18 protein-coding genes and 1 pseudogene are annotated in these 15,108 nt (G+C 64.0%); 8 read left to right on the forward strand and 11 right to left on the reverse strand.

The genetic code is table 11. The annotated features are described in order from the left end of the window. Positions 1–124 precede the first annotated feature (124 nt). Entirely contained in the window at positions 125–1,030 is a 906-nt protein-coding gene (locus ACODR6_RS01585) for a DUF1003 domain-containing protein (protein WP_489020267.1), read from the forward strand. Between the two features lie 9 nt (positions 1,031–1,039). Here ACODR6_RS01585 and ACODR6_RS01590 read toward each other — a convergent pair whose 3' ends face one another. Then, on the reverse strand, positions 1,040–2,632 hold the full coding sequence (locus ACODR6_RS01590) for an EAL domain-containing protein (RefSeq protein WP_489020269.1): 1,593 nt from the start codon (positions 2,630–2,632) through the stop codon (positions 1,040–1,042). 116 nt (positions 2,633–2,748) lie between these two features. Further along, the gene (locus tag ACODR6_RS01595; protein WP_489020271.1) at positions 2,749–3,555 is read right to left on the reverse strand and encodes a class I SAM-dependent methyltransferase; all 807 of its coding nucleotides are present in this window, start codon (positions 3,553–3,555) and stop codon (positions 2,749–2,751) included. 145 nt (positions 3,556–3,700) lie between these two features. Here ACODR6_RS01595 and ACODR6_RS01600 point away from each other — a divergent pair, with 145 nt between their 5' ends. Beyond that, on the forward strand, positions 3,701–4,075 hold the full coding sequence (locus ACODR6_RS01600; protein ID WP_489020272.1) for a VOC family protein: 375 nt from the start codon (positions 3,701–3,703) through the stop codon (positions 4,073–4,075). A 103-nt stretch (positions 4,076–4,178) separates the two neighbouring features. Then, entirely contained in the window at positions 4,179–4,586 is a 408-nt protein-coding gene (locus ACODR6_RS01605; RefSeq protein ID WP_489020274.1) for a hypothetical protein, read from the forward strand. An 83-nt stretch (positions 4,587–4,669) separates the two neighbouring features. On the opposite strand, the gene ACODR6_RS01610 is transcribed toward ACODR6_RS01605, so the two are convergent. From ACODR6_RS01610 to ACODR6_RS01620, 3 genes are all read right to left on the reverse strand, one after another. Then, complete coding sequence (locus ACODR6_RS01610) at positions 4,670–4,945, reverse strand: hypothetical protein (RefSeq protein ID WP_413711231.1); 276 nt, start codon at positions 4,943–4,945, stop codon at positions 4,670–4,672. Positions 4,946–5,035: 90 nt separating this feature from the next. Beyond that, positions 5,036–6,007 (reverse strand): DMT family transporter, encoded by a 972-nt coding sequence (locus ACODR6_RS01615; protein WP_489020276.1) that lies wholly within the window; start codon positions 6,005–6,007, stop codon positions 5,036–5,038. A 53-nt stretch (positions 6,008–6,060) separates the two neighbouring features. Further along, positions 6,061–6,507 carry a DUF2721 domain-containing protein gene (locus ACODR6_RS01620; protein WP_489020278.1) on the reverse strand — a complete coding sequence of 149 codons (447 nt, stop codon included), beginning with the start codon at positions 6,505–6,507 and terminating at the stop codon, positions 6,061–6,063. A gap of 150 nt (positions 6,508–6,657) precedes the next feature. Here ACODR6_RS01620 and arr point away from each other — a divergent pair, with 150 nt between their 5' ends. Beyond that, positions 6,658–7,086, forward strand: a complete 429-nt coding sequence (gene arr / locus ACODR6_RS01625) for an NAD(+)--rifampin ADP-ribosyltransferase (protein ID WP_413711308.1) — start codon at positions 6,658–6,660, stop codon at positions 7,084–7,086. Between the two features lie 310 nt (positions 7,087–7,396). Continuing rightward, entirely contained in the window at positions 7,397–7,822 is a 426-nt protein-coding gene (locus ACODR6_RS01630) for a sulfocyanin-like copper-binding protein (RefSeq protein ID WP_203429326.1), read from the forward strand. A 118-nt stretch (positions 7,823–7,940) separates the two neighbouring features. On the opposite strand, the gene ACODR6_RS01635 is transcribed toward ACODR6_RS01630, so the two are convergent. Next, complete coding sequence (locus ACODR6_RS01635) at positions 7,941–8,732, reverse strand: aldolase (RefSeq protein WP_203429327.1); 792 nt, start codon at positions 8,730–8,732, stop codon at positions 7,941–7,943. Positions 8,733–8,752: 20 nt separating this feature from the next. Further along, positions 8,753–9,454 (reverse strand): haloacid dehalogenase type II, encoded by a 702-nt coding sequence (locus ACODR6_RS01640; RefSeq protein WP_489020281.1) that lies wholly within the window; start codon positions 9,452–9,454, stop codon positions 8,753–8,755. A gap of 89 nt (positions 9,455–9,543) precedes the next feature. On the opposite strand from ACODR6_RS01640, the gene ACODR6_RS01645 reads away from it, so the two are divergent. Beyond that, positions 9,544–10,398 (forward strand): LysR family transcriptional regulator, encoded by an 855-nt coding sequence (locus ACODR6_RS01645; RefSeq protein WP_489020283.1) that lies wholly within the window; start codon positions 9,544–9,546, stop codon positions 10,396–10,398. A 60-nt stretch (positions 10,399–10,458) separates the two neighbouring features. Here the strand turns inward: ACODR6_RS01645 and ACODR6_RS01650 are convergent, their stop codons facing one another. The 3 genes from ACODR6_RS01650 to ACODR6_RS01660 form a co-directional block, all read right to left on the reverse strand. Then, entirely contained in the window at positions 10,459–11,223 is a 765-nt protein-coding gene (locus tag ACODR6_RS01650; RefSeq protein ID WP_489020707.1) for a siderophore-interacting protein, read from the reverse strand. A gap of 332 nt (positions 11,224–11,555) precedes the next feature. Then, complete coding sequence (locus ACODR6_RS01655) at positions 11,556–12,317, reverse strand: DUF6456 domain-containing protein (protein WP_489020285.1); 762 nt, start codon at positions 12,315–12,317, stop codon at positions 11,556–11,558. Then, positions 12,310–12,750: a helix-turn-helix domain-containing protein gene (locus ACODR6_RS01660; RefSeq protein WP_246777509.1), complete on the reverse strand. Its 441-nt coding sequence runs from the start codon at positions 12,748–12,750 to the stop codon at positions 12,310–12,312. The genes ACODR6_RS01655 and ACODR6_RS01660 overlap by 8 nt, the downstream gene beginning before the upstream one ends. A gap of 148 nt (positions 12,751–12,898) precedes the next feature. Between ACODR6_RS01660 and ACODR6_RS01665 the strand changes: the two are divergent. Beyond that, a pseudogene (locus tag ACODR6_RS01665) lies at positions 12,899–13,061 on the forward strand (endonuclease domain-containing protein); the annotation flags it as partial. 14 nt (positions 13,062–13,075) lie between these two features. On the opposite strand, the gene ACODR6_RS01670 reads toward ACODR6_RS01665, so the two are convergent. Next, the gene (locus ACODR6_RS01670) at positions 13,076–13,828 is read right to left on the reverse strand and encodes an SDR family oxidoreductase (protein ID WP_489020287.1); all 753 of its coding nucleotides are present in this window, start codon (positions 13,826–13,828) and stop codon (positions 13,076–13,078) included. Between the two features lie 98 nt (positions 13,829–13,926). Here ACODR6_RS01670 and ACODR6_RS01675 point away from each other — a divergent pair, with 98 nt between their 5' ends. Next, positions 13,927–14,823 carry an AraC family transcriptional regulator gene (locus tag ACODR6_RS01675; protein WP_489020289.1) on the forward strand — a complete coding sequence of 299 codons (897 nt, stop codon included), beginning with the start codon at positions 13,927–13,929 and terminating at the stop codon, positions 14,821–14,823. The last annotated feature ends 285 nt before the right edge of the window (positions 14,824–15,108 follow it).

Here is a 15,108-nt window from a genome sequence, read left to right on the forward strand (position 1 = left end):
TCACCGGTGTCATGCGGCAGCGCCGCAGGGGCGGCAAATGGCCTCGCAGGGATCGCCGGATAGTGTCACAATCCTGTTCGATTTGATGTTTAGAGCGCAGAAAAACGGCACAGAGGATCGTCGGATGGCAGAAGAAAAGCCCCTTGAATTCGCAGGCGGCATCGTGGATTTCGATGCCGGGCACGGCGAGGCCGCCACCGTCGAGATGAAGGACTACAGCGACAGCCTGGCCCAGGCCAAGGCGAAGTCGGTGCGCCTCGTCGATGCGATCACGGGTGCTGCGCTGAAGAAGAAGGACGCCATCCACTTCGACGACCTGCGCCCTGCCCTTGCCGACTTCATGCGCCAGAAGCATCCGGGCCTGCGCTCGGACGACTATATCAACCGCAAGGTCGTCGACGACTATCGCGGCCAGTATATCGCCGAGCTGCTGCGTGACGAACGCGGCGAGCTTTCAAACCTCGAGGACGAGGTCGTCGAGAGCCTCAGAAGCCACGATACGCTGGCCGAAAACATCGAAGAGGATTACGAGGAGAGCCGTTCGATCGGCGACCGCGTCGCCGATGTCGTCGCCACCTTCGGCGGCAGCTGGACCTTCATCATCTCCTTCTGCCTGTTCCTCGCCGTGTGGATGGGCATCAACGCCCTGATGGGCGAGCAGCGGGCCTTCGACGCCTATCCGTTCATCCTGCTCAACCTCATCCTCTCGACCATCGCCGCGCTGCAGGCGCCGATCATCATGATGAGCCAGCGCCGCCAGGAATCGAAGGACCGGCTGCGGGCGCTCAACGACTACAAGGTCAACCTCAAGGCCGAACTCGAAATCCGCCACCTGCACGAAAAGGTCGACCACCTCCTGAACCGGCAGTGGGAGCGGCTGACCGAGATCCAGCAGATCCAGATCGAGATGATGCTGGAACAGGCCAAGGCCGCCAACCGCGCCCTGAAGCTCAGCAAGGCGCAGAAGACCAAGACCAGCGCTCTGAAGAACCTGTTCAATGCCTCGAAGGCGGACGAGACGGATAGCTGACGCCGGTACTCAGGCGGCGACGCGGATGACCTCGGCGGCGCGGCCGTATCGTGCGACCGATGCCGCGTGAAACTTGATGAAATCGGCCGCCGTCAGCGGCTTCGAAAACAGCCATCCCTGCCCGAAGGTCACCCCGTGCTCGCGCAGGTAGCTCGCCTGCTCCTCGGTTTCCACGCCTTCGGCGACGGTGAACAGCCCGAGCTCCTTTGCCATCTCGATGATGTGGGAAGTAACGGCGCTGGTCGCGGTGCCCTTGCCGATCGTGTCGACGAAGGACTTGTCGATCTTCAAGGCCTCCATCGGCAGCCCCTGGAGATATTGCAGGCTGGAATAGCCGGTGCCGAAATCGTCGATCGCGACGGAATGGCCGGCCTTTCTGGCGCGATCGAGGCTGATGCGGGCCGCATCGATATCGATGAAACCCCGCTCGGTGGCCTCGAACCAGATCTGCTCGTTGCGGATGCCGGTTTTCTTGAGTTTCAGCGACACCATGTCGAGGAAGCGGCCGGTCTTGATGTCATCGGCGGAGATGTTGATCGCGACGTGCAGCGAGCGGTCCTGCTCCAGCGTGCGCCCGAGATCGCTGATGACGCCATCGACGACCTGATCGGTGATCGCGGTGATCAGGCCGGTTTCCTCGGCGAGCGGGATGAAGAGGTCCGGGCGCACCATCGTGCCGCTCGGCCATTTCCAACGCACCAGCGCCTCGGCGCCGACGCAGACCCCGGTCGAAAGCTCGACGATCGGCTGGTAATGCACGAGGAATTCGCGCTTGTGGATGCCGATCTCGAGCTCGCCGCGCGGCGAGAGCCTGCGGCGCGAAAAGTAGATGACGATGCCGACGATGAAGGCGGCGATGAACAGGCCGGCCGGGAGCAGCAGAAGCAGCTCGCCGCGCAGCCGCGAATAGACCTTGGTGACGGGCTCGGTGACCACGGCGGCAAGGCCGCCATCGGCAACGGTGGCGAACATGTCGCTGCCGTCGATGCCATCGGCCTTTTGTTCGAGGTGGCGGCGCGCGAAGGCGACATCGGGGCTGTTCTTACCATCGATCAACAGCCCGGTGGAATTCGTGAGCGCGAGCGAGACATCCGGCGGCAGGCCGACATCGACGAAGCGGGACGGCGTCACCAGCACATTGTGGCTTCCCAGATGCAGGGCGACCATCGGCTTTGCATGGGTCACGGCCGGCTGGATGCGAAGCGTCACTTCCACCCCATCAGGGGTGACGTAATCGACGCGAGCCTTGCCGATATCGCCTTCGGTCAGGCCCCAGGATGTGCATTTGAGCTTGCCGTTGTCGAAATAACCGATCTCCTCGACGGAGTGCGTATTGATCGTCAGCGTGCGCATCAGCGCGAGATGGGCGGGAGAGCAGCGGGCGGCGCCGGAGGCTTCCATATCGACCAGCGCCTTGCGGGCATCGGCAAAGGTGAAGTGCGCGCGGGCTATCGCGTCATTGCCGGCTGCGTCGAGAACCCGGAGTTCCTTGTTGATCGCCAGCTTCCAGGAGGCATAGCCCATGACCGCGAGAGGGATGAGCGCGCCGACGGTTGCCAGCAAGACGCTTAGTACGATGACCCTTGAACGCCTTGCCTGCATGCGGACGACCCTCCACAGAGCCCCATTCAGCCACAAATCGCTTAACGCAGGTCTTAGACCGGGATTGCAATTTTAAGTATTTTATCGGGTTGAATTCGCGCGCGCCGCGGTTTGCCTCAGCGCTCTGCCTTCTGGAAGATGTGGGCGGCCGATATGCGGGTCGTGGGGATGACCGGGCCAAGAAGCGCGCGAAGGTTTCCGGTCAACGCCTCGGCGACACTTTCCTGCCTTTCCGGGGCGAGCGCCAGGAAGGGAGAGAGGCTGCGATGCAGGGCGAAGAAGCGCTCGATGCCGTAGTCTTCTGCAAGCTCGACATGGCAAAAGAGCCTCTCCTCGAAAGCCTCTGCCTGCAAGGGCCTGGCAAGCCCGCGGAACACCGCGGCGACATCATCCCGCGATTGCCTCGCGATCGGCTGCTTATAGCCGGAGCGCCGGAAGGCCTCCTCCACTGCCTCCGCCTGCCCGGCCACCGGCTGGGGTTCCTTGTTCCACAGCAGCACGGCAAATCCACCCGGCGCCAGCACTTCGCCGATGCGCCGGACGCCTCTTTGCTGATCGATCCAGTGAAAGGAGGATGCGGCAAGAACGATATCGAACAGGACCGGGAGATCGGCCTGCTCCAGCGTGCTCGTCTGGAAGGAGACATCCGGAAAAGGGGCGAGGATTTCACGCGCAATCGCCACGAAATCGGCATTCGGCTCGACGCAGGTAAAGCGGCCGCCGAGCGCGGCGAAATCCTGCGTGGCGGTGCCCGGGCCGCTGCCGATCTCCAGAATACGGCTGTCCGGCCGCCACCCCGTGACGGCTGCGGCTGCGGCTATCAGCGCAGCCGGATAACGCGGCCGTCCCTCCACGTAAAACCGTGCACCGCTGGAATACCAGCGCGCCTTCTCATCGTCGGTTTTTTCGTCGTAGATCGGCAAGCGTGATCCTCCGTGATACCGCTTCCTACTAACGGCCACATGTGCAGCGAAACTGCGAAAGCAAGATCCACCTTGATTTGGCTTTCCGGCTGCGCATCTCTGCGGTTAGGCTAGCCCGGAATAGCCCCGCTTATGGAGATGAAACATGTTCACCCACGTTATGATCGGCAGCAACGACCTGGAGCGGTCGCGCCGCTTCTATGACGCCACCTTCACCGCCCTGGGCGGCAAGCCCGGCGAGATGGATGCGCGAGGCAGGCTGATCTATGACCATGAGGGCGGCCGGCTGATGATCACCACACCGATCGACGGCAAGCCGGCGACCGCCGCCAATGGCGGGACGATCGGCATCGGCGCTGCGAGCCGGGACCATGTTCAGGCGTGGCATGCCGCCGGTGCCGCGCATGGCGGCACGGCAATCGAGACCCCGCCCACGGAACGCCCGAACGGCGCCTTCGTCGCCTATCTCCGCGATCCCGACGGCAACAAGCTGACGGCGCGCACCAAGGCGACGAAGTGAAATGGGCATGCGTCAGGCTTTGGCCGCTTCCGCTAGGAGCGGTCATTACAGCCGCCACAAAAACCACTACTCTCCGCCTGGAGTTGGTTTGAAGAGGGCTGCCATGGATGAGGAAGTCTCAGATCGCATCGTCGAACAAAGGTGGCGAAATCGGATTATCGAAGCTGTCGAAGTTCTTGCTCGGGGGAACGAAGGGCTCATTGCGGTAAATTACAACGAATACTTCCTGGGGTTTTATGACTGCTGGGACGATGGGCAGCTGCTCGTGTGGCCGAACAGTGCCTTCTCGGCCGAGGAAGAACAGGCGGTGAATGCGCTGGGGCGTATGCTGGAAGGCATCACAAAGGATACGCTGCAGTTCCAGAGCGAGGCAGAGTATATTCGGTCGGGATGCGCTGAACGGATCAAGCCTGTGGCGCAGCACGTTCTTGAACTGTTTCTGTCGCGAGGCCGGTTTAGCGAGGATTATGAGGAAGCATCGCCGACTCTCACTGGACCTCAACCTAGCTAGTGACGTGGCTCTTTTCCGGGAGAAACCGCTCGGCGGCGATGCGGCCTCGGCGGCGTTAGGCGTTGAGTGGGCATTGCTCTCGATCAGAAATGCGTAAACGGCTCGCTGGAAACGCTGCTTCGACGCTCTTCTCCTGCCGCATATCGAGGAAGGTGACCGACAGCCGCGGCAAATGCATCGCGAATTTCAGATTGGCTGAAGTTGCGGTCCCATAGCTCGGTCATGAGTGTCGTCATGATATCACGCAGCGGCTCTGTTGGATGACCCTCCTGCCTGGAGAGCTCGGCGCAACGCAAGGCGAAATTCGAGGCTGCGGTCAGGCTGAACACGCCCCACGGTTCTTCACTCTGCTCGGGCATCTTTGACCTTCCATCATGTTGCTCGCCACGAGAATACACCTGGAAAGCAAATTGTCTGCCAAGGGCTCGCCGCAATCACGACAGCCCGCGTCAGGCCTTCGTCGCTTCCGCTCCGGCCTTCGACTTCAGCAGGATGATGAGAAGCAGGCCGGCGACGATGAGGGCTGCGCCTTCGAGATGGTAGCGCTGCAGCTGCTCGCCGAGGATGAGGTAGGCGAGGACGGCGATGAAGATCGTCTGGATGTAGAGCAGCACGCCGGCCCGCGCTGCGCCGAGAGCCTCGATGCTGCGGTTGAAGAGGTAATACATGATCGCGCCGCCCGGGATCGCCACATAGCCGAGTGCCAGAAGGCCGCTGGCGGTCAGCGCCGAGCGCTCGTCGGAGGCAAGCTCGAAGAGGTAGAAGGGCAGTGCCGTCGCGACCGCGGCGCCGAGCAGCAGAACCAGGAGCGCCAGGCGGTTCAGATCGAATTTCGCCCGGCGCAGCAGCACCGTATAGAGGCTGAAGCAGAAGGCGCCGGCGACGATCCACAACTCGCCGGGATTGAGATCGAGGCGCAGGAGTGCTGCCGGGTTGCCCTTGACGATGATGACCAGGATCCCGAGAAAGGCGAGGATCGAGCCGATCACCTGCCAGCGCCCCATCGGCTCGGCCAGGATGAAACGGGCGAGGATCATGGTGATGATCGGGATCAGCGCGATGATGATGCCGGCGGTCGTGGCATCGGCATGTTCGAGGCCGACGAAGATCAGGCCCTGGCAGATCGCCAGCCCGATGCCGCCAATGACGAGCAGCTCCAGGCCGCGGGCCCGCGCCAGCGCGATCATGGCGGAGAAATGCCGGTAGACGATCGGCATCAGGATCGCCCAGGCAATCAGCACCCGCCAGAAGCACAGCGCCCAGGGCGGCATCTCGGGAGAGACCCATTTGGCGGCGATATAGACGCCCGCCGACAGCAGCCAGCAGAAGACGCCCACGGAATAGGCGGCAGCAAGCGAACCGCCCGGCCCCTCTTCCGTCCCGACCGTGTCACGATGGACCGCCAAGACATGTATCGCCATGGAGGAGTTATGCCACAATTCCCCTGCGCTGCACAGATGAGGGGAGCGCGCGCTCAGCCGCCCTGATCGCGATCCATCTTGATCTGCCGCAGCATGCTGTGGCCGGAGACGAGGAGCTCGAGCAGGAAGGCGGCCAGCGAGGCCATCAGCGAAACGATGGCGCCGCCGAAGAACCACACCAGATTTTCTGGCCTGAGACGCACGGCAAGCGCGCCCGAAAGAAGATTGAGGATTGCGCAACAAGTGCAGATACCGGCGAAAACGCCAAGGATGACGGCGGTCTCAAGGATCAGGGTCCGGCTGCGCAGATAGACGAGCTGGCGCGAGCGGTTTTCGCGCGGCAGGTGGGTGTCCGTCACCTCGTTCAGCCTGTCCGAGACGCGCCCCAGGCGGGTGACGTAGATCCCGACAAAGGCCGCGGTGCCGGCAAGCAGGAAAACCGGGGCAAGCGAGGTCTGGATGACCTCTGCATAGTCGACAATGATCGGAGGGGTGTCCATCCGGATTCCCTAACAGTTCGATGCTGCAACAGGATATCAGGATATGACGGGGGCTTCCACGGAGGCAATGTGAAAGGTGGAGGCTCAGCCAGAGGGGACGTTGGCACGGCTTGGCTCGCCGACTAGAAGGACAGGAACAAACGAGGGAGGATTGCGATGACGGACGTGCTCGACGAGGGACCTTTCTTTCATGGCACAGTCGCAGCGCTGCGCGCGGGTGATCTGCTGACCGCGGGGTACAGGTCGAATTACCATCCTGATGTCGTCATGAACCACATCTATTTCACAAGCCTTGTGGACGGCGCCGGGCTTGCCGCCGAAATTGCGGCCGAACTCATCAAAGGCGGCAGCATTCCGCATGTCTACGCTGTGGAACCGACAGGGCCATTCGAGAACGACCCGAATGTGACAGACAAGAAATTCCCCGGAAACCCGACCCGGTCCTACCGCAGCCGCGCACCGCTCAAGGTCATCGGCGAAATCACGCAGTGGACCAGATTGACGCCTGAAGCGCTGCAGGCGTGGAGAGAACGGCTCGCCGTGCTGCTTTCAGATGAACGGGCCGAGATTATCAATTGATGCGGGGTGACGCGGAGGTGTGGGGCGTCAACGGCTGTCGCCAGAGCGCTACGTCGTGCTGTGCGGCCGCCTTCGCGTAAGCGGCAAAAGAGTCGTTTCAGCCCAAGGACTTGGGCTGACTGGATTCCTGTGACGTCCCGTGGGCGCAGCCCTAAGGCAACAGGAATGAGGGAGGTGGGTTGCTCTCCAGGCACAGGGCGGTGGGTAAGCGTCGGGCCCCGCATCTTGGCTCCCGTTTCAACCTTCAGGTGCCCGTCAGGTTCGATCACTAGGTGCCAGCTGCTGGGCTCAACCGAGGAGATTCGTTCGTATGTTCCGATACAAAAGCATTTTTGTCGCGCTTGGTGTGCTGTGCTTGGCAACTCCAACGCTCGCCGCCACAACGATCAAGGTGACTGAAGATGGTGAGGGCGGCGGCCCTATGACCCTGACTGTTGATCAGCCGACAGTGAAGGCAGGCGACGTCGTATTCATGGTCCACAATGACGCAATGACCGAAGAACACGAGATGGTTCTGGTCAAACTCAAGGCATCGAACCAACAGGTTTCCGTTGCGGAAGGCAAACACCGAGTCGACGAGAAGCAACTCAAAAGCTTGGGAGAGGTTTCCGACCTCAAACCAGGTGCCGATGGTACGCTGAAGGCTAAGCTTGCACCGGGCTCCTATCTTCTCCTCTGCAACATCAAGGGTCATTTCGAAGCAGGGATGCATGCCGCGCTAACTGTGGTCAAATGATATCGGTCCGGCGGCGTCTTTGCCGCCGGAATTTCCAAGCCTCCGTGGGCGATCCCCCCACCGCCCCATCTTCCAATGGTCTTCAGGCATTTGCCGGCCCACAACCGCACCAACGCCCTCAATCCCGATACCCCGACCCCTCCCGATCCAGCACCCGGCGCACACTTTCCAGATGCATCCGCGCGCTTTCCGGGTCGCCCTCGCGCATCTGCCTCGCCGCAGCCGCCGCCACCTCGGGCGCAACCGGCAGCAGGCGGCGGCCGGTGCTCATGGCCTTGAGCTGCACTTCAGCGGCGCGTTCGAGGTAGTAGAGATCGTCCCAGGCCTCGGCGATATTGGGGGCGCAGACCATGACGCCGTGGTTCTTCATGAACAGGATGTCGTTGCCGCCGAGGACGGCGGCGATGCGGTCGCCTTCGCGTTCGTCGAGCGCCAGGCCGTTGTAATTCTCGTCGACGGCAACGCGACCATAGAATTTCAGGGCGGTCTGGCCGGCGAAGATCAGCGGCTCGCCCTCGACCATGCTGAGCGCCGTGGCATTCGGCATGTGGGTGTGGAAGGCGGCGCCGACGCGGGGCGACATCTTGTGCAGGCGGGCGTGGATATAGAAGGCGGTCGCCTCCGGCACGCCGTCACCGGCGACGACATTGCCGTCGAAATCGCAGATCAGCAGCGAGGAGGCCGTCGCCTCCTGGAAGGCCCAGCCGAGGCGGTTGACGATGAAGAGATCGGGATGGCCGGGGACGATGGCCGAGAAATGGTTGCAGATCCCCTCCTCCAGGCCGAGTTTCGCCGCCATCCTGAGGCAGGCGGCGAGATCGGCGCGCGCCTTCCAGATCTCCTCGGTATCGAGCGAGACATTGCGCAGGAGGGCAGGCCCGCCCTTGGTGATGTTCAGTTCGTGAGCCATGTTTGCCTCCGCAGCAGTGGTTACATCCAGCCGGCGGCAGCGAGCACGCCGGGTACCTTTTCGAGATCGGGGACGACCGCATCGGCGCTGTAATCGCTGAGCGGCTTGCGCCCCGTGCTGCGATCGACCCAGACCGTACGAAAGCCCAATCTGCGGGCGGCGGCAAGGTCAAGATGCGGGCTCGCGCATATATGGACGAGATCATTCATGCCGATGCCGAGTTCTTTCCAGGCATGATGGAAGATTTGGGTGGTGGGCTTGTAGGCGCCGGCCTGCTCTGCGGTGATGACGCGATCGACATGGCCGCCGAGCTGGGCGACGTTGCCCGCAATGATCGCATCGTCGGTATTGGAAATGATGGCGAGGCGAAAGCCCGCCGCCTTCAGGCGCCGCAGCGTCTCCACCACTTCGGGGAATGGCGGCATCCTGCCGATCGAGGAGGTCAGGATTTCGGCATCGTCAGGGGTGAAATCAAGGCCGAATTCGCCCATCGCCCGCTCCAGCGCGATGGCGCTAACCTCTCTGAACGAGCGGTGCGGACGCTCCTCCTTCAGCGCGTGTTCGTGGCGGTCATAGGTGGCGATGAAGGCTGTCTGATCGATATCGCCGCCCTTCGCCGACAGGATCCTGTCCATGGCGGCGAGCAGGCCCTCGTCCCATTGGATCAGTGTTCCGTAGCAATCGAAGGTCAGCCAGCTCGGGCGGTTTCCGGGAAGGGTCATATCCGTCGTCTCCTTGTGTTGGGGCAGATTGACAAAGGCCGGCGCCATTGAGAAATTAAATAAGAAAATTTCCCTCAGTGAAATATCAAATGAGCTACGGTTTCGATCTCGATCTCCTCAAGACCTTTGCCGCCGTCGTCGATACCGGCGGCTTCACCCGGGCGGCCGAGCGGGTGCATCTGACGCAATCGACGGTGAGCCAGCAGGTGAAGAAGCTGGAGACCAATATCGGCCACGCGCTGCTCTTGCGCGACACGACGGGCGGGGTGCAGACGACGGAGGCGGGCGAGCTGCTGCTCAGCTATGCCCGGCGGCTGCTTTCGACCGCCGAGGAAGCGGCCGAGGCGATGCGCAGGCCGGCGGCGCCGCGCACCGTGCGGCTCGGCGTGCCCGAGGATTTTGCCGGGCGGCGGCTGATCGGGCTGCTCTCGGGCTTTTCGGCCGCCTCCCCGCATATCAGGCTGGATACGGTGAGCGGCTGGAGCACGGAGCTGCGCCGGCTGCTGGAAGCCGGCGAGATCGACCTGGCGCTGATCAAGCGGGAACCGGGCGATGGCGCAGCACTCGCAAGCTGGAAGGAAGAGCTGATCTGGGTGGAGGGTGAGACGCGGGCGGCTGAGAGCGATCCGGTGCCGCTGGCGGTCTTTCCGGTCGGCTGCATCTATCGCGAGCGGGCAATCCGCGCCATCGAGCGCAGCGGACGGCGCTGGCGGATCGCCTATACCAGCCAGGGGCTGATGGGCGTGCAGGCGGCCGTCGCCTCCGGTCTCGGCATCAGCCTGCTGCCATCGGATGCGGTTCTGCCGGAGCACCGGGCGCTTTCGGCCGCCGATGGCTTCGAGCCGCAACCGGCGTCGGAACTGGCGCTGGTGAAAGGGCGGCCACGGCTTTCGGCGGAAGCGAAATCGCTCGGCGAATTCCTGACCGGCAACCTGGCACCCTAGGGCCGATTGGCCCGGAAAAGCGGCAGGGGCGAGCGTGGCGCCCGCCCCTCAGCCGGTTTCCTAGCCGAACTTTTCGGTCGTATCGGCCTTGCCCTTCACCCAATAGCCGGAGGCTTTGATCCAGGCGAGCGGGTAGCCGCGCTCCTCGGTGAGATAGGCGCGGATGGCGCGCACGACCGAGGCTTCGGCGGCGACCCAGACGAGGGTCTGCGGCGCGATGTCGATGCCGCTCAGCGCGGCGATCAGCGGCGCGGCATCGGTTGCGGCATCGAGCGGGCGGTGGACCCAGCGGGTGGTGAGCTCCGCCGCTGTTTCGAAGCTCTGCTGCTCCAGCGGCCCGGCGACGGCGCCGAGCACGGTGATGACGGTGCCCTCACCGCTTTCCTCGATACGCCGGCCGATTGCCGGAAGCGCGGTTTCATCGCCGACCAGCAGCCAGCGCCTGACCTTGTCGGAGATGACCGCCGAGCCGCGCGGGCCGCCGATTTCGAGCGTCGTGCCGGGTTTCGCGTCGATCGCCCATTGGGTGACCGGGCCGGCCTCGTGGAGGGCGAAATCGATGGTCAGGCTGCGGGCGGCGTTGTCGTAGCGGCGCGGGGTGTAGTCGCGGCGCTCCTCCTCGCCATCGGCGCCTGATACGATGACCTTGATATGGTCATCCGGCGCGAGGCTAACGAAATCGGCGAGGTCTTCGCCACGCAGCACGACGCGGCGCATGCCGGGCGTGATGTCGGTGACGCTCTCGGCGACCAGCGAGCGGCGGCGCAGCTCATGCCTGACACGTTCGATTTCGGGGGCGGAAATATCCTTGGCGTTGGTATCCATCTTGTCCTTCAGGGGCTCATAAAGCTCGATCCGCAGGACACAGTCGCGCAGATCGAAGCCGCAGAGCCGTTCGATCATACGCGTTGAGTGACGTTAACGCTTACGTGGCCGGGCAGGCGCCCGGACAGTGACGAACCGGCTTAAACCGACAGTGGCCCCCGGCGCAAGAGGCTGCGCGGAAGGAATATCCAATGTTGCTAAGATTTAACTTATGCAAGGCGGGTGGGTCCGGTGATGATCATTCGAACATGTAAGCCTTGCATGGCGGCTGTGAAAGAGGGCGGACGCAAGATTTCCGGAAGCATCCGCCATCGCTTAAGGAGCAGCCGCTATCAGCCCTGACGGCAGAGGTTTTCCATCCCCGGTCTGTACCCCTCCTCGCCCCAATGCTGCATCCGCGCGCTGCGGCGCGGCGGGTTGTAGTGGCGGGCCAGCGCCAGGAGGGCGGTGCGGAGCATCAGCTTGGCGGAGCGGACCGGCCATTGGCGTTCGCGCTCCACGGTTTCCAGGCCCTTCATGAAGCAGCAGATATCGAGGGCTGCCCCTGCAAGTTCCGGTCCCATCGCCTCGATGGCACGGTTGACGGCGATGCGGGCGGCGACGGCGCTGTCGGCGAGATCGGCCATGCCGCCGCGCTCGCCTCTGGTGCGGCCGGAAAGGCGCGGCTGCCAGGAGGCGGTGACGCGGGGCTGCAGCTGGGCGCGGGTGAAATCGGCATGCAGGCGCTCGCCGGCGGCAAGCGCTTCAGCGGGAAGGAAGGGCTCGCCGCCCTTGTCCTTCAGCCGGGAGAGCGCCGCGAGCGGCGATTCCGCCTCGTTGACGCGCAGGGTCTGCGGCGTACCGTCGATATCGCGGGCGGCGAGCGCGCGCCGCAGATAAGCGCGGGCCGGAGCGGCGAGGCTGAGGCGGGATTGGGTCTCGGTAACGAGGCCGCGGGAGATCGCCTCGGCAAGCACGGCGGCCGGAAGCGCCTGGCGGCTGCCCGAGCGGTGGAGCACCGGTGCCGGCGTCCCCTGCCCCTCCACCTTCGCCTCGCCGCCGGACAGGAAGCGCAGGAGCTTCAGCATCGCTTTGTTGTTCGCCGCCTCACTCATGGGCCGAGACCTCCGGAAAGCGGAAGACCGAGACGACGGTGCGCTCGATCGCCGAGACGAAATCGTCGAAGGCGGCATCATCGCGGCGCTGCTCGACGACCATGCAGGCATGCGCCACCGTCGACCGGTGCCGCCCGAAGCCGCCGGCTATGTCCTGCTGGGTGAGCTGCAGCGCGGTGTGGCAGGCATACATGGCGATCTGGCGGACATGGCAGAGCATGCGCCGCCGGTCGCGCCGCTCCAGCATGCGGCTGCCTGTGATCATCACCATCTCGGCGGTGATCTTCTGGGCGATGCGGCAGACGGTGCGGATGGGGAGCGAGACCGATGGCGGGCGCGGCGGCGGAGGCGGCGCCGGCGGCTCGTCGTCGATCAGCGGACGAAGCGCGGTTTCGAGACGGTGGCGGGGCAAAGGGATTTGATTGAGGGGCATTTGAAAACTCCCGAATAATAGGAATTAATTCATATACCGTAGCTGAAGAATGATGGGGCGGGAAGAGTGGGAAGGGAGAGGATTGGTGGATTTTGGGTTGGTTTTGGCCTAACGTGTTGAAAGGGTTTGTGGATTATTTTCCTATATTATGGGCCGACCGCAAAGCGCCGAGCGTGGAGCCCCCTCATCCGGCCCTACGGGCCACCTTCTCGCCGCTGGGGAGAAGGGGAGTTTCGGCGGTCTCCGGTTTTCCCTTCTCCCCCCGGGGAGAAGGTGCCCGTAGGACGGATGAGGGGGCCACGGGTGAGACGCTCAATCGGTCAACTTACAACCCCGCTTCGGCCATCCAGATCTCCGCATCCGCACCGCCGGGAATGCGCAGCGGTGCGGCGGGATCGGTGGCGGCGCGCCAGATGGCTGCGGCAACATCCGGCGCATGGGTCACCGGGCCGGTATCCTCCTGCACGCTTTTCACGAATTGCTGGAGCAGCGGCGCGTAATCGGAATCATCGGCGCCACGCAGATGTGGGCGGGCATTCTGGCCGAAGCGGGTCTCGGGCGAGCGGCCGGGCAGGACGATATGGACGCGCACACCGAAGGGCGCGACCTCGACGGCGAGGGATTCGCTCAGCGCATTCACCGCCGCCTTGCTCGCACGGTAGACGCCGATGACCGGCAGCGTCTTGACCGTCACGGTCGAGGTAACGTTGACGATGACGCCCGCCCGGCGCTGACGCATCTGCGGCAGCACCGCCTGGATCATCGCCAGCGTGCCGATCACATTGGTCTGGAACAGCGACTGTGCCGTTTCGGGGTCGGTCATCTCGATCGGCGCCGGAGCGCCGAAGCCGGCATTGTTGACCAGCACGTCGACCGGACCGGCGCTCGCAACCGCCGCCGCAATGCTTGCGGGATCGGTGACATCGAGCGCCAGGACGCGCAGGCGCTCGGACGCCGGGAGCAGACTGGCCGCGGGCGTGCGCATCGTCGCGATGACGTTCCAGCCCCGTTCGAGAAAGAGTTTCGCGGTCTCCAGGCCGAAGCCGGACGAGCAACCGGTGATCAAAATCGTAGGCATAGACATCTCCATGTGAAAAGGAATGCCGTGATGCTAGTGACCGGGAATAAGACTTACTATAGGCTGACGTCTCCATTTCTTTAGCGTAAGTCCTGATCATGACCATCGATCCGCTTGCCGACATCGTCACCCTGCTGCAGCCGGCGGCGCGCTTTTCCAAGCTGGTGGAATGCGCCGGCGCCTGGCGCATCCACCGGGAGGCGACGGGCGAGCCCTTCTATTGCGCCATCCTGGAGGGCGCCTGCCGCGTCAGATTCGGGGACGATCCGCCATTCATCCTGGAGGCCGGCGATTTCGTGCTGGTGCCGGCGATGCGCGAGCTGGTGAACGAAAGCCTCGAGGGAACAGCCGATCTGCCGGATACGATCCCGGCGCAGCTCGGCGACGGCCGTTTTCGCGCCGGGCGTCTGGAAGGGCCGGCGGATCTGCGCATGCGGATCGGCCATTGCAGCTTCGGCGCGCCGGATGCGGCGCTGCTGGTGTCGCTGTTGCCTGACGTCGTGATCGTTCGCGGTGAGCCGCGGCTGGCGACGCTGATGCAGCTGGTCGGCGAGGAAACCCGCGCAAAGCGCCCGGCCCGCGAACTGGTGCTGGAGCGGCTGCTCGAAGTATTGCTGATCGAGGCTCTGCGCTCCGGCACGGAAACGACAGATGCCCCCGGCCTCAGCCGCGGCCTTGCCGACGAGCGCCTGGCGGCCGCCCTCCACGCGCTGCATGCACGCCCGGCCCACCCCTGGACGGTGGCCGACCTTGCGGCGGAGGCAGCCCTTTCGCGCTCCGCCTTCTTCGCCCGCTTCCAGCGCGTGGTCGGCGTGGCGCCGATGGAATATCTGCTCGCCTGGCGGATGGCGCTGGCCAAACAGCTGCTGCGCAGGCGGGAGATGGGGATGGACGAGGTGGCGGAACGGGTGGGCTATGGTTCGGCAAGCACGTTCAGCGTCGCCTTCGCGCGCTATGCGGGGGTGCCTCCGGCGCGGTATGCGCGGGGTGGGTGAGGTTGCGTGAGACGGGAAGGATACCGTCGTGAGACAGGTGTTGGGTGTGGCCCCCTCATCCGCCTGCGGGCACCTTCTCCCCGCGGGGGAGAAGGGACGTTTCCATCTGCTGCCTCAATAGCTCAACAGGAGCATCCGTCGCGACGTCCCCTTCTCCCAGCGGGGAGAAGGTGCCCGAAGGTTTCAGGTGCAACTCGTTGCACCGGGGATGAGGGGGCTCCGGGTGATGGGTCTGCGGGCGAGACGCGCGCAGGCTATCGACTCCATCAGGCACAGCCATGCGGA

Source organism: Rhizobium sp. FG96, from assembly GCF_057808655.1.

Excerpts from the sequence above, each read along its gene's own strand:
- ACODR6_RS01585 (WP_489020267.1), top strand. The coding sequence starts at position 125 with ATGGCAGAAGAAAAGCCCCTTGAATTCGCAGGCGGCATCGTGGATTTC.
- ACODR6_RS01590 (WP_489020269.1), bottom strand. The coding sequence starts at position 2,632 with ATGCAGGCAAGGCGTTCAAGGGTCATCGTACTAAGCGTCTTGCTGGCA.
- ACODR6_RS01600 (WP_489020272.1), top strand. The coding sequence starts at position 3,701 with ATGTTCACCCACGTTATGATCGGCAGCAACGACCTGGAGCGGTCGCGC.
- ACODR6_RS01605 (WP_489020274.1), top strand. The coding sequence starts at position 4,179 with ATGGATGAGGAAGTCTCAGATCGCATCGTCGAACAAAGGTGGCGAAAT.
- ACODR6_RS01610 (WP_413711231.1), bottom strand. The coding sequence starts at position 4,945 with ATGCCCGAGCAGAGTGAAGAACCGTGGGGCGTGTTCAGCCTGACCGCA.
- ACODR6_RS01615 (WP_489020276.1), bottom strand. The coding sequence starts at position 6,007 with ATGGCGATACATGTCTTGGCGGTCCATCGTGACACGGTCGGGACGGAA.
- ACODR6_RS01620 (WP_489020278.1), bottom strand. The coding sequence starts at position 6,507 with ATGGACACCCCTCCGATCATTGTCGACTATGCAGAGGTCATCCAGACC.
- ACODR6_RS01630 (WP_203429326.1), top strand. The coding sequence starts at position 7,397 with ATGTTCCGATACAAAAGCATTTTTGTCGCGCTTGGTGTGCTGTGCTTG.
- ACODR6_RS01635 (WP_203429327.1), bottom strand. The coding sequence starts at position 8,732 with ATGGCTCACGAACTGAACATCACCAAGGGCGGGCCTGCCCTCCTGCGC.
- ACODR6_RS01640 (WP_489020281.1), bottom strand. The coding sequence starts at position 9,454 with ATGACCCTTCCCGGAAACCGCCCGAGCTGGCTGACCTTCGATTGCTAC.
- ACODR6_RS01645 (WP_489020283.1), top strand. The coding sequence starts at position 9,544 with ATGAGCTACGGTTTCGATCTCGATCTCCTCAAGACCTTTGCCGCCGTC.
- ACODR6_RS01650 (WP_489020707.1), bottom strand. The coding sequence starts at position 11,223 with ATGGATACCAACGCCAAGGATATTTCCGCCCCCGAAATCGAACGTGTC.
- ACODR6_RS01655 (WP_489020285.1), bottom strand. The coding sequence starts at position 12,317 with ATGAGTGAGGCGGCGAACAACAAAGCGATGCTGAAGCTCCTGCGCTTC.
- ACODR6_RS01660 (WP_246777509.1), bottom strand. The coding sequence starts at position 12,750 with ATGCCCCTCAATCAAATCCCTTTGCCCCGCCACCGTCTCGAAACCGCG.
- ACODR6_RS01670 (WP_489020287.1), bottom strand. The coding sequence starts at position 13,828 with ATGCCTACGATTTTGATCACCGGTTGCTCGTCCGGCTTCGGCCTGGAG.
- ACODR6_RS01675 (WP_489020289.1), top strand. The coding sequence starts at position 13,927 with ATGACCATCGATCCGCTTGCCGACATCGTCACCCTGCTGCAGCCGGCG.